Annotated in this window: 15 protein-coding genes; 9 read left to right on the forward strand and 6 right to left on the reverse strand. The window is 67.3% G+C overall.

The window, feature by feature from the left end; genetic code table 11:
* Positions 1 to 1563, reverse strand: a complete 1563-nt coding sequence (locus SJY20_RS11960; RefSeq protein WP_380787144.1) for a murein L,D-transpeptidase — start codon at positions 1561 to 1563, stop codon at positions 1 to 3.
* A gap of 153 nt (positions 1564 to 1716) precedes the next feature.
* Between SJY20_RS11960 and SJY20_RS11965 the strand changes: the two genes are divergently transcribed.
* Both SJY20_RS11965 and SJY20_RS11970 read left to right on the forward strand, forming a co-directional pair.
* Positions 1717 to 2304, forward strand: a complete 588-nt coding sequence (locus SJY20_RS11965; RefSeq protein ID WP_380787145.1) for an arylesterase — start codon at positions 1717 to 1719, stop codon at positions 2302 to 2304.
* A gap of 5 nt (positions 2305 to 2309) precedes the next feature.
* Entirely contained in the window at positions 2310 to 2909 is a 600-nt protein-coding gene (locus SJY20_RS11970; protein WP_380787146.1) for an alpha-ketoglutarate-dependent dioxygenase AlkB, read from the forward strand.
* A gap of 24 nt (positions 2910 to 2933) precedes the next feature.
* Here SJY20_RS11970 and SJY20_RS11975 read toward each other — a convergent pair whose 3' ends face one another.
* Positions 2934 to 3704, reverse strand: coding sequence for a competence/damage-inducible protein A (locus SJY20_RS11975; RefSeq protein ID WP_380787147.1), 771 nt, complete (start codon positions 3702 to 3704; stop codon positions 2934 to 2936).
* Between the two features lie 50 nt (positions 3705 to 3754).
* Between SJY20_RS11975 and map the strand changes: the two genes are divergently transcribed.
* From map to bfr, 6 genes are all read left to right on the forward strand, one after another.
* Entirely contained in the window at positions 3755 to 4582 is an 828-nt protein-coding gene (gene map, locus SJY20_RS11980; protein ID WP_380787149.1) for a type I methionyl aminopeptidase, read from the forward strand.
* Between the two features lie 49 nt (positions 4583 to 4631).
* Complete coding sequence (locus SJY20_RS11985) at positions 4632 to 5309, forward strand: GNAT family N-acetyltransferase (RefSeq protein WP_380787150.1); 678 nt, start codon at positions 4632 to 4634, stop codon at positions 5307 to 5309.
* A 155-nt stretch (positions 5310 to 5464) separates the two neighbouring features.
* The gene (locus tag SJY20_RS11990; RefSeq protein WP_380787152.1) at positions 5465 to 5728 is read left to right on the forward strand and encodes a hypothetical protein; all 264 of its coding nucleotides are present in this window, start codon (positions 5465 to 5467) and stop codon (positions 5726 to 5728) included.
* Between the two features lie 104 nt (positions 5729 to 5832).
* Positions 5833 to 8061: a phosphoribosylformylglycinamidine synthase subunit PurL gene (gene purL, locus SJY20_RS11995; protein WP_380787153.1), complete on the forward strand. Its 2229-nt coding sequence runs from the start codon at positions 5833 to 5835 to the stop codon at positions 8059 to 8061.
* A gap of 100 nt (positions 8062 to 8161) precedes the next feature.
* Positions 8162 to 8332: a bacterioferritin-associated ferredoxin gene (locus SJY20_RS12000; RefSeq protein WP_380787154.1), complete on the forward strand. Its 171-nt coding sequence runs from the start codon at positions 8162 to 8164 to the stop codon at positions 8330 to 8332.
* Positions 8333 to 8431: 99 nt separating this feature from the next.
* Positions 8432 to 8944: a bacterioferritin gene (gene bfr / locus SJY20_RS12005; protein ID WP_380787155.1), complete on the forward strand. Its 513-nt coding sequence runs from the start codon at positions 8432 to 8434 to the stop codon at positions 8942 to 8944.
* A 105-nt stretch (positions 8945 to 9049) separates the two neighbouring features.
* Here the strand turns inward: bfr and SJY20_RS12010 are convergent, their stop codons facing one another.
* Positions 9050 to 9466, reverse strand: coding sequence for an Hpt domain-containing protein (locus SJY20_RS12010; protein ID WP_380787157.1), 417 nt, complete (start codon positions 9464 to 9466; stop codon positions 9050 to 9052).
* A 141-nt stretch (positions 9467 to 9607) separates the two neighbouring features.
* Positions 9608 to 10978: a ribosome biogenesis GTPase Der gene (gene der / locus SJY20_RS12015; RefSeq protein ID WP_380787158.1), complete on the reverse strand. Its 1371-nt coding sequence runs from the start codon at positions 10976 to 10978 to the stop codon at positions 9608 to 9610.
* Positions 10979 to 11073: 95 nt separating this feature from the next.
* Here der and SJY20_RS12020 point away from each other — a divergent pair, with 95 nt between their 5' ends.
* Entirely contained in the window at positions 11074 to 11478 is a 405-nt protein-coding gene (locus tag SJY20_RS12020) for a SufE family protein (protein WP_380787159.1), read from the forward strand.
* A 203-nt stretch (positions 11479 to 11681) separates the two neighbouring features.
* Here the strand turns inward: SJY20_RS12020 and SJY20_RS12025 are convergent, their stop codons facing one another.
* Both SJY20_RS12025 and SJY20_RS12030 read right to left on the reverse strand, forming a co-directional pair.
* Entirely contained in the window at positions 11682 to 11978 is a 297-nt protein-coding gene (locus SJY20_RS12025) for a (2Fe-2S) ferredoxin domain-containing protein (protein ID WP_380787161.1), read from the reverse strand.
* Positions 11975 to 12514, reverse strand: coding sequence for a J domain-containing protein (locus SJY20_RS12030; RefSeq protein WP_380787162.1), 540 nt, complete (start codon positions 12512 to 12514; stop codon positions 11975 to 11977). The genes SJY20_RS12025 and SJY20_RS12030 overlap by 4 nt, the downstream gene beginning before the upstream one ends.
* Between the last annotated feature and the right edge of the window lie 24 nt (positions 12515 to 12538).

The following is a 12538-nucleotide window of genomic DNA, read 5'->3' on the forward strand; positions in this document are numbered from 1 at the left end:
TTACCGTGCTGCCAAAGTCTGCGCGATCTGGGTCTGGCGCGCCGTACGCGCCTCGATCTTCGCGGCCAGCTTGCCATCCCAGTCATAGGGATCGTTGCGGAAATTCATCTGCCCGTTGCCGCTCGCGAACGCGGTCCAGTAGAGCAGGTACACCGCGACCGGCTTGACCAGTTTCGCGCGCACCGTGTCGCCCTTTTCGATCGTCGCCGCGATCGTCTCGGCCGTCCAGGCGGGGTCGCCCGACAGCAGCGTCTCCGCCAGTTCGCCCGGCTTTTCCAGCCGCACGCAGCCATGGCTCGCCAATCGGTCGAAGCTGGCGAACTTCGCGCGCGACGGCGTGTCGTGCAGATACACCGAATAGGGGTTGGCGAAGTCGAACTTGAACCGCCCGAGCGCGCTCTGGTCGCCGGCCTGCTGCTGCAGCCGCGTGCCGTCGATCACCTTGAACCCGGCGCGCTTCAGATAGCCCGGATTGCGCTTTTCCTTGGGCCACAACTCCTTGGTCGCGATCGAGGTCGGGACGTTCCACGGCGGATTGATGACGATGCTGTGGATCGTCGACGACAGCATCGGCGTCTCGTCGCCCGGTCGCCCGGTGACCGCGCGCATCGACTGGATCGGCTTGTCGCCGTCGAACAGCGTCAGCACCGCCGCGGCGATGTTCACCTGGATGCGGTCGCTCGGCATCACCTGCGGCAACCAGCGCCAGCGCTCCATGTTCGCCATGATCTGGCGGACTCGCGCCTCGGCGGGCACGTTGAGCGCGGCGAGCGTCTGCGTGGAAACGATGCCGCTGGGGTTGAGGCCATAGCGACGCTGCGCGCGCCGTACCGCGTCGACCAGACCGACGTCGTAGCTGTCGCCGCTGACGTTGGTATCGCGATCCTCGACTGCGAGGCGCTTGCGCAACGCGATCACGCGCGGGCCGCTCGTGCCGATGTTCATGTCCGGCCCGGCCGCGATCGTGCCCCAGCCGCCCGATGTCGCCAGCGCACGATAGCGCGCCAGACCGGCCTTCAGCCCGTCATAGCCAGCGTAAGGCGGCGGCAGCGATGCGAACCACGCCGCGATCCGATCCGCGCGCACCGCGGCGGCAAAGCCCGGCAACGGATCATAGGCCGGCGGACGCAGGCCCCAATCCTCCTGGAAATCGACCGTCTCCAGCCTTCCGGCATGGACCGCGCGGGCGTGGTCGAGCGCCTGGCGGATCAGCCGGGTGCCATCGGCGCCAGTCACGGGCGTCGGCGGCAGCGCGGCCAGCCCCTGCCCCGTCACGTCGGCTTCGAGCAGCGTCGCGAGCTGAGTGGCCTGCGCATCGGTCAGCTTCGGCAGCGCGACGGCCGGGGTCAGGATCGGCGCGGCGACCTGCGGGGTCGCCGCGGTCTGCGTCTGGATGGGGGGCGCCAGCATCGGTCGCGCCAGCGTCGGCGGCGCGATCTTCGATACGGTAGGCTTTGCGGGCGTCGTCTGGGCGGCGTGCGCCGGGAACGGCGCCGCGAACGGCAGCGCCAGTGCGGCGACACCGCCTGCCAGAATGGTCCGCGTCGAAATGATGGTGTGCATGTCGCTCCTGTAGCGCGTTCGATCGGCCTCTTCGCACGATACACCTCGCTCTAGGCTGAACGGCGGGCCGGCGCGACCCGAAAACAGGGGAATAGTATCCAACTGGAAACGACGGCGAATTTACCCATATCTCACCCCTATCCAGGAGAATTCATGCCCGTTCAGCGTCCCTTCGTCCTCGCCTTCGGGGACAGCCTCACCGCGGGCTATGGCCTGGCGCGCGACGATGCCTTTCCCGTGCGGCTGCAGAGCTTGCTGCGGGCGCGGCAGCCCGATGCCGTCGTACAGAATGCCGGCGTGTCGGGCGATACCACGACGTCGGGCCGCGCTCGGTTGCCGCGACTGTTGTCGGCCTTGCGCCAGCGTCCCGACCTCGCGATCCTCGAACTCGGCGCCAACGACTTCCTGCAGGGGCTGGACCCGGCGCGCACGCGGCAGAACCTCGACGCCATGCTCGTCACCTTCGCCGATAGCGGGATCCCGGTGCTGCTGGCGGGCATGCGCGCGCCGCCATTCCTGGGTGCCGCCGCGGCGCCGTTCAACGCGATCCATCCCGATCTGGCCGCGCGCCACGGCGTCCCGCTCTATCCGTTCTTCCTCGACGGCGTCGTCGGACGGCGCGAACTGACGCTGGCCGACGGCATCCACCCGAACGCCGCCGCGATTGCAGAGGTCGCCCGTCGCATCCTGCCGCATGTCGAACGCGCGCTGAGCGCCGCCGGTGCGCGCGCCGCGGCCTGACGGTCATGCAGCCTGACTTCTTCGAAGCCCCATCCGGACCGCATGTCGCAACGCGCGCCGACATCATCGACGTTGCCGAAGAAGCCGCGCTGATCGCGGCGATCGATGCGACCGAGCCGACGCCGTTCCGCTTCCAGGGCTGGCTCGGCAAGCGGCTGACCACCAGCTTCGGCTGGAGCTATGATTTCGAGCGCGGCACGATGGCTCGCGGCGCACCGGTCCCGGAGGTCCTGCTGCCGGTCCGCGCGCGGGCTGCGGCGTTTGCCGGGCTCGACCCCGACGCGCTCGAACAGGCGCTGCTGATCCGCTACGATCCCGGCGCCGGCATCGGCTGGCACCGCGACCGTCCGCAGTTCGAGCATGTCGTCGGCATCTCGCTCGGGTCACCGGCGACGTTGCGGCTGCGCAGGCGCCGCGAGACCGGCTTCGACCGCGCGACGCTGCCGCTGGTGCCGCGGTCCGCCTATCACCTGACCGGCGAAGCGCGCCACGACTGGGAACACAGCGTCGCGCCGATGGACGCACCACGCTGGTCGATCACGTTCCGCAGCCTGTCGGCACGGGGCCGGATGGTGACCCCGCAACAACCACCACCGTCATCCTGACGAAAGGGTAGCTCGGAAGAAGGCCTAAATCCCCTCCGCCACCACCGCATACCCAGCCGTCTCCAGCGCCGCCGTCAAATCCACCAAACACCCATCCACCAGCGCCTCGTCCGGACTCCGCACCACGAAGTTCGCCCCGGTCCGCCCATCGCGAAAGAACGGGTAGCTCCCGATCGCAACGCCCTCATGCGCCTTCTCGGCATCACGCAACACGTCGGCGACCTCGCTTTCGGCGACCCAGCACCCGATCGTCTTCGACACCACCGGGCGGCCACCCTCCAGCGTACCGGTCAGCGCATCGAGCATGCCCGCGGTGATATGCGGCACGCCCGCCATGATGAAGATGTTGCCGACATGGATGCCCGGTGCGCCCGACACCTTGTTGACGATCAGGTCCGCCCCCGCCGGCACCCGCGCCATCCGCGCCCGCACCTCGGTCAGCCCGCCGCGGGTCGCATAATATTGCTCCAGCACCGCCACCGCCTGCGGATGCAGTTCGACCGCGACGCCCAGCGCCTCGGCGATCGCATCCACGGTGATGTCGTCGTGCGTCGGCCCGATCCCGCCGGTCGTGAACAGATAGTCGTTGCGTGCGCGCAGGGTGTTGACCGCCTCGACGATCGCCTCGGTCTTGTCCGATACCACGCGGACCTCGGCGAGCCGGATGCCCTGCACGTTGAGCCACGCGGCGATCTGCGCGACGTTCTTGTCCTGCGTGCGGCCCGACAGGATCTCGTCGCCGATCACCACGAGGGCGGCGGTCCAGATGCGGTCTGCGATGGCGTCCTTGGTCATGACGCGGACATAGTCTCGCAAAATCCGCCGCGCCACGCTATATCGCCGGGATGACCGAATACGTGACCGTCACCTCCGACGCCCCCGAGGCGCGCACCGGCGCCATCAAGCTCCACGGACGCGCGGCGTTCGACGGCATGCACGAGGCGGGGCGGCTCGCCGCCGAAACGCTCGACATGATCGTGCCGCATATGGTCCCCGGCGTCACCACCGCCGAGATCGACCGGCTGATCTACGACTTCATCACCGCCCGCGGCGGCGTGCCGGCCACGCTCGGCTATCGCGGCTATACGCACAGCGTCTGCATCTCGATCAATCACGTCGTCTGCCACGGCATCCCGTCGGACAAGACGCTGAAGTCGGGCGATATCGTCAACGTCGACGTCACCCCGCTGCTCGATGGCTGGCATGGCGATTCGAGCCGGATGTATCTGGTCGGCGACGTCCCGATCAAGGCGCGGCGCCTCGTCGAGGTCACGTACGAGTGCCTGATGCTCGGCATCGAGCAGGCGAAGCCCGGCAACACCATGGGCGACGTCGCCAACGCGATCCAGCGCCATGCCGAGAAGCACCGCTACGGCGTGGTCCGCGATTTCTGCGGTCACGGCGTCGGCCGCCTGTTCCACGACGCACCCGAAGTCGTCCATGTCGGCAAGCCCGGCACCGGTCCCGAACTCCGCCCGGGGATGATCTTCACGATCGAACCGATGATCAACATCGGCCGGCCCGACGTGAAGCTGCTCGACGACGGCTGGACCGCCGTGACCCGCGATCGCTCGCTGTCCGCGCAGTTCGAACATTCGATCGGCATCACCGAAGACGGCTGCGAGATCTTCACGCTTAGCCCCGCAGGCTACACCCAACCGCCGTACGGTTGAACGGAAGTCGCGGGGCGGCGTGCGTTGCCGCCGCGGCTAGACTGCGGAGATGACGCACCCCCTCGATCGCGCGGTCTGGACCGCCCTGACGACCCGTCGCGCCGACTTGGCGGTCGGCACCGGTCGCGCGCGGCGGATTGACCCGAGTATCGGGTTGTTCGTCGCCATCGAGGATCGCAGCGCCGCAAGCTTCGACGATCTTGCGGAACTGGTCACGCCCGGCGAGACCGTCGGCATGATCGAGACCGATGCCTGGCCGCTGCCCGATGCGTTCCATGCGACCGGCGCGTATCAACTGGCACAGATGATCGCGACCGAAGCGGCCGCCGGTCCGACCCTGCCCGACATCCTGTCGCTCACCGACGCCGATGCCCCCGACATGCTGGCGCTGGCGACGCTGACGCGACCGGGCCCCTTCTTCGCGGGAACGCACCGCCTAGGCGGCTATGTCGGCGTGCGTCGCAACGGCGTGCTGGTGGCGATGGCGGGCACCCGTCTGTCGCTGCCCGGCTTCGTGGAGGTCAGCGCGATCTGCACGCATCCCGACTATCGCGGCCGGGGTTTCGGCGCAGCGCTCACGCGGCACCTCGTCGCCGGGATACACAGACGGGGCGAAGTGCCGTTCCTGACCAGCTACGTCACCAATACCGGAGCGATTGCGCTGTACGAAAGCCTCGGCTTCCGGACCCGCCGCGAGATGACGTTCGCCACCATCGAACGCCGCTAAAATCCCACGGGTTGGCGCCCAACGCCAAGCGTTGGCGCGCAGAAAGCCAGGCCAATCCCATAAATCCTTGCGTTATGGTGTGTTAGAACACTGGCACGGCTCATGCATTGGTTGGGGAGTGGGCGCCGAAGCCTGCGCCATCCCAGGAGAATGCCATGATCACGATCGCCGCCCTGCTCGCCGCCGCCACCCTCACCGCCGGTACCGTCCCCGCAGCGCCCGCCGCCGATGTCGCGCTCGCAGCGCCGGCAAAGGCACCCGCGTCCCGGTATGCGGTCCGCTACGACGCCAAGCGCGACCGCTATTGCGTACTCGACCGCCAGGCTTCGCCGAGCACCGGAAGTCGGCTGGTCCTCGAACAGTGCAAGACCAGCAGCGACTGGGCAGAGCGAGGCCTGACCATCGGCCGCAAGCAGTAACGCCGGCCCGTCCCGCCAACGCTGCCCGCCAACGCCCGGTCCGGTGACCGGGCGTTGACTCGGAGATGCTGGCCTAGCAGCGCCTGCCCCGCTAAAGCGCGGGCATGACCGCCATCACGCCCCAGATCGTCGCCGACCACGGCTTGTCCCCCGACGAATACGAGCGCGTGCTCGCCGCGCTCGGCCGCGAGCCCAACCTCGTCGAGCTCGGCATCTTCTCGGTGATGTGGTCCGAGCATTGCAGCTACAAATCGAGCAAGATCCACCTGATGAAGCTGCCCACCAAGGGCGAACGCGTCATCTGCGGCCCTGGCGAGAATGCCGGCGTGGTCGACATCGGCGACGGTCAGGCGGCGATCTTCAAGATGGAGAGCCACAACCACCCGTCGTACATCGAACCCTATCAGGGCGCGGCGACCGGGGTCGGCGGCATCCTCCGCGACGTCTTCACGATGGGCGCGCGACCGATCGCCAACCTCAACGCGCTGCGCTTCGGGTCGCCCGACCATCCCAAGATGCGCCACCTGATCGCCGGCGTCGTCCACGGCATCGGCGGCTACGGCAATTGCGTCGGCGTCCCCACGGTCGGCGGCGAAGTCAATTTCCACCCCGCGTACGACGGCAACATCCTCGTCAACGCAATGACCGTCGGCGTCGCGGACCAGGACAAAATCTTCTATTCCGCCGCCTCCGGCCTCGGCAACTCGATCGTCTATGTCGGGTCCAAGACGGGGCGCGACGGGATCCACGGCGCGACCATGGCGAGCGCGGACTTCGGCGAGGATTCCGACGCCAAGCGCCCGACCGTGCAGGTCGGCGACCCGTTCACCGAGAAGCTGCTGATCGAGGCGTGCCTCGAACTGATGGCGACCGACATGATCGTCGCGATCCAGGACATGGGTGCGGCGGGCCTGACCTCGTCCGCGGTCGAGATGGCGTCGAAGGGCGGCGTCGGGATCGAGCTGATCATGGACGATGTGCCGCAGCGCGAGACCGGCATGACGCCGTACGAGATGATGCTCAGCGAAAGCCAGGAGCGCATGCTGATGGTTCTGAAGCCCGGCCGCGAAGCCGAGGCCGAAGCGATCTTCCGCAAATGGGCGCTCGATTTTGCGGTCATCGGCCACGTCACCGATACCGGCCGGATGGTCCTGAAGTTCGAGGGACAGACGGTCTGCGACATCCCGCTCGGCCCGCTCGCGGACGACGCCCCGCTCTACGACCGCCCGCACGTTCCGACCCCCGCGCCCGCGCCGCTGACCAACGTGCCGACCAGCACCGATCTCGCCGCCGACCTGCTCAAGCTGATGGGTTCGCCCGACATCGCCAGCCGTCGCTGGATCTGGGAGCAGTACGACCATATGGTCGGTGGCGACACCGTCCAGCGTCCGGGTGGCGACGCCGCGGTCGTCCGCGTCCACGGCACCGACAAGGCGCTGGCGATGACCACCGACTGCACCCCGCGCTATTGCTACGCCGACCCGGTCGAGGGCGGCAAGCAGGCGGTCGTAGAGGCGTGGCGCAACCTCACCGCAGTCGGGTCGACTCCGCTTGCAGTGACGAACTGCCTCAACTTCGCCAACCCGCAGCGCCCGGAGATCATGGGCCAGATCGTCGGCTGCCTCGACGGCATGAGCCAGGCGTGCATTGCGCTCGACTTCCCGATCGTGTCGGGCAACGTCAGCCTCTACAATGAATCCAAGGCGACCGGCGGCGGCAGCGCGATTCTGCCGACGCCGGCGATCGGCGCGATCGGCCTGCTCGCCGACTGGCAGAAGAACATGACGGTCGCCTTCAAGGATCCCGGCGACGTGATCATGATCGTCGGCACCCGCACCGGGCATCTCGGCCAGTCGCTGTGGCTGCGCGAATGCCAGGGCCGCGAAGGCATCGATGCCGGCCCGCCGCCGCCGGTCGATCTGGCGGCCGAGCGCCGCACCGGCGACTTCATCCGCGCGTCGATCACCGACGGCAAGCTCAGCGCGGTCCACGACGTCTCCGACGGCGGCGTCGCGGTCACGCTCGCGGAAATGGCGCTGGCCGGCAACATCGGTGCGATGATCAACCGCCCGCTGCCGTTCGACGCCCCGCGCGCGTTCTTCGCCGAGGACCAGGGCGTCTACATCGTCACGGTCCACGACCACGCGCTGCTCGACTTCCTGACCGAGGCGCACGGCGCCGGCGTACTTGCCGAACCGCTCGGCCGGACCGGCGGCACGCGGCTGATCTTCGAGCTTCCCGACGCGGATTTCGCGGTGAAGCTCGACGATCTGCGTGCAGCGCACGAGGGCTTCTTCCCGAAACTGATGGGAGCCGACGCCGCCCTCGCGTAATCCGCAGGCGGAACAAGGCTAATATTGCGAACCATGCGCAAAAGGGCTTGCGACTGGTTCGCATTAGCCCTATTCCCCGCTTCATAGCGAGGGAGCTTCCATGGTCGTCTGCGTTTGCAATGCCATACGAGAATCCGATGTCCGCAGCTGCGCGCGCGGTGGCTGCACGACACCCTGCCAGGCGTTCCGTTCGCTCGGCCGCCAGCCCAAATGCGGTCAGTGCGTGTCGGTCGCCCGCGCGATAATCGCCGACGAGCGCGCGGCTGCGTAGCATTCGCAAGGCCTGAAACCCGCACAAATCCGCCATTTTTAAGTTGCCGCTGCCCGACCCGCGCCGTTAAGACACGGCCAAAGGTACGGAGACATGGCAATGCAGGGCGATCCCCAGGTTATCGAATATCTGAACGAGGCGCTCAAGAACGAGCTGACCGCGGTCAACCAATATTGGCTCCACTACCGGATGCTGGACCATTGGGGCGTCTACAAGCTCGCCCAGTTCGAGCGGATGGAATCGATCGACGAGATGAAGCATGCCGACATGCTGTCGGAGCGCATCCTGTTCCTCGATGGCTTGCCGAACTTCCAGCTTCTGGGTCGCCTGCGCATCGGCGAGACCGTCGAGGAAGTGCTGAAGTCCGATCTCGCGCTCGAGATCGAGGCGGTCGAGCAGCTCAAGAACGCCGTCTCCTATTGCGAGGAGGTCAAGGATTACGTCAGCCGCGAGCTGTTCGCGCGCATCCTGGCCGGCGAGGAAGAGCATGTCGACACGCTGGAACGCCAGTTCGAGATGATCGCCCGGATGGGGATCCACAACTACATCCAGCTGAACTCGATCTCGGAGCATGACGCCCCGCAGTCGGGCGCCGCACCCTATCTGAAATAACCCCCGTCATCCCGGGCTGAACAACCTCCCGTCATCCCGGGCTTGTCCCGGGATCCAGGGTTACGGGCGACCGCGCTGGTAGTTCTGGATTCCGGGATGACCCAACTAGACCATCCGTCGCCCAAAACCACCCGCCGCGGGCCGTCGCGCCACCAGCGGGTTCGCTTCGCGCTCCAGCAGCGTCAGCGTCTCACCGAACACGCTCCGCAACTGCGCGATATGCTCCAGCGCCAGCTCCGGCGTGTCCTGCAATTCGACGCAATCGCGCGCGATATTCTCGATCGTCTCGGCCAGATCGGCCAGCGGCTCGGCGCCGAACTGGCGCGCCTCGCCCTTCAGCGTATGCGCCGGGATCACCATCGCCGCCGCATTGCCGCCACGCATCGCGGCCTCGATCGTCGCGACCGACTTGACCCCGTCCTCGCGGAAATAGCCGAGGATGCGGACGAAGCCCGCGCCCAGTTCGCTACGCGCCCGCGCGAACGTCGGCCAGTCCACGAGAGTGCTTCCGTCGAACGCCACTGCTGCTCTGCTCCCGTTCGGCCCACGACGCGCAGGTCCGGCGTCTGTGATAGCAAGATTGCGTAAACACAATGTTGCCATCGATGTGTCCGGTTTTAACAAAAACCGGACCGAGGCCGAAATCGACTCCGGCAATCGCGGTTACTTGTCGTGGTCGTACGGGTTCTTCGGCGCACGGAACATCAGCCGCACCGGCACCGCGCCGAACCCCAGGTCCTTGCGCATCGAATTGACCAGATAGCGCTCATAGCTTGCCGGCAACTGGTCGACCCGCGTCCCGAAGATCACGAAGCTTGGCGGCCGCGACTTGACCTGCGTGACATAGCGCATCTTGATCCGCTTGCCGCCCGGCGCCGGCGGCGGCGTCGCCTCGATCGCGCGCTCGAACCAGCGGTTGAGTTCGCCGGTACCGACCCGCTTCGACCACGCGTCGCGGGTGTCGAAACACGCCTGCAGCAACTGGTCGATACCCTTGCCGGTGGCGCCCGATACCGTCATCACGGTCACGCCCTTGACCTGGCTCAGCCCGTCCTCGAGCGCGCGCTTTACCCCGTTGAACAGCGACGAGGCATTCTCGGCGACGTCCCATTTGTTCAGCGCGATGACCAGCGCACGGCCTTCCTGCAGCACCTTGTCGGCGATCCGCAGGTCCTGCGCCTCAAGCCCCAGCGTCGCATCGAGCAGCAGCACCACGACCTCGGCGAAGTCGACCGCGTGCAGCGCGTCCTCGACCGACATCTTTTCCAGCTTGTCCTGCACCTTGGCGCGCTTGCGCATGCCGGCGGTGTCGATCAGGCGGACTTTCCGCGCTTCGCCACCGGCCGGCTGCCAGTCGTAATCGACCGAGATCGAATCGCGCGTGATGCCCGCCTCGGGCCCGGTGATCATCCGGTCCTCGCCGAGGATGCGGTTGACCAGCGTCGACTTGCCCGCGTTCGGACGCCCGACGATCGCGAGCTTCAGCGGCCCCTCATATTCGTTGTCGGGCTGTTCCTCGGGAACCTCGTCCTTGCCCTCGAGTAGCGGCAGCAACGCCTCGAACAGGTCGCCCATGCCCTCGCCGTGCTCCGCCGAAACCTCGACCGGATCGCCGAAGCCGAGCGCCAGCGACTCCAGGATGCCCTGCTCGCCCGCCCTGCCCTCGGCCTTGTTGGCGACCAGGATCACCGGCACGTCGGCACCGCGCAGCCAGCGCGCGATCTCCTCGTCGAGCGGCATCATCCCCGACCGGCTGTCGAACAGGAACAGCGCGACGTCGGCCGACGCCACCGCCGCCTCGGTCTGCTGGCGCATCCGGCCCGGCAGGGTCTGGGCGTCGTGATCCTCGTACCCAGCGGTATCGATGATGCGGAATTCGAGGCCGACGAGCGACGCATCGCCCTCGCGACGGTCGCGGGTCACGCCGGGGCGGTCGTCGACCAGCGCCAGCTTCTTGCCGACGAGGCGGTTGAACAGGGTCGACTTGCCGACATTGGGGCGGCCGACGATCGCGACCACAGGAAGTTTGGACATCCGCGCCCCTTAGCGCGGATGGCGAGCCCCGTCACCCGGCCCCGTTCGCGTCCCCCAGCCTTGTTCGTGCCGGCCCGACCCGCTACCTCGCGCGCATGTCCAGCCTGTCCGATATCCACGACGAATACGACTTCCTCGAAGCCGACGACCGCTATCGCCTGCTGATCGACCTCGGCCGCGAACTGGAACCGATGCCCGATGCGCTGAAGACCGACGCCACGCTGGTCCGCGGCTGTTCGGCCTCGGTGTGGGTCTACCCGACCACCGCTGCCGACGGCACGCTGCATTTCCTCGCGGACTCGAACGCCGCGATTACCAAGGGGATCATCGCGCTAGTGCTGCAGACCGTGCAGGACCAGCCGCCCGCAGCGATCGCCGCGACCGACATCACCGCCGAACTCGCGCCGTTCGATCTTGCGAAGCAGCTAAGCTCGAACCGCACGCAGGGTATCCCCAACATGATCGCGCTGATCCGCGAGACCGCGCAGCGCTACGTCTGAGGCATTGCAATGTAGGAAATGTTGCGCGAGCGTCGCTGCGTCTTTCTCATGACCGGCTCTAGACTCTTGCGCGACCGACGGACCGGCCTGCGCCCGTAAACACTAGCTCGCGGGCGTGACTTTTGTGACCTTTCGCACGGTTGAAAACGTCTCGGTGTTCCTGCGCAGACAGGATACCGGAACGCAATCCGCGTAACGTCAAGCTAGGCTAGAATCGCCGCTTCGATCTCGGCCAGGTCCGTCCCCGCCGGGACCACCAGCCAGCGATCGGCGTGGGCGGCATCCACCACCATCACCGCGTTCTTCGGGCAGACGCCAAGGCACTTCGTCTCGACCACGCCGAGCACCGCCTTGCGACCCTTCTTCAGCCCCATGTCCTTGCGCAACGCCTTGGCCAGCGACAGCCGTCCGCCCTTGCCGAACCCGCCGTCCAGTTTCTTCGAACATTTGCCGCACACCAGCACGGCGCCGGTCCATCCGGCCCGCACCGGACGGATCATGCCGGTTTCCAGGTCCGCGCGTCTTCTGCCGAGCGCAACACCTCGTACGCCGCCTGCACGCCCTGGAAGCGCGTCGCGGCATCCTTGTCGCCGGGCCGCACGTCGGGATGGTTCGCCTTCGCCATCCGCCGCCACGCCGCGCGGACATCCTCGAACGTCGCGTCGACTTCGAGCTCCAGCACCTCCAGCGCGCGCATCTCGTCTCGCGACCGGCTGCCGTCGCCCGAGCCCGCCCAGGCGTTGTGACGCGACGCGGTATATTCGTCGGCGGTACGCGTTTCCGCGGCCTCGCGCTCGGCGGCTTCCTCGGCGCTCAGGCCCTCGAAATAATTCCACCCGCGATTGTATTCGCCTGCATGCGGAGAGCAGAAATACCAGCGGTCGGGGCTGTTCGGCGATTTCGGCGCCGGGCAATTGCCGGGTTCGTTGCAGCCATGTCGATCGCACAGCCGGACCGTGACCGCCTCGTTGCTCGAGCCATAGCCGCGCCAGCGCGGAAAGCCCCAATCGGACGAACGTGTTGTAGGGCGTGCCATAAGTCGTCCGAAATAGGCTTCCCC

Origin of the sequence: Sphingomonas sp. R86521 (genome assembly GCF_042466235.1) — a bacterium.
Classification (GTDB): Bacteria; Pseudomonadota; Alphaproteobacteria; order Sphingomonadales; family Sphingomonadaceae; genus Sphingomonas.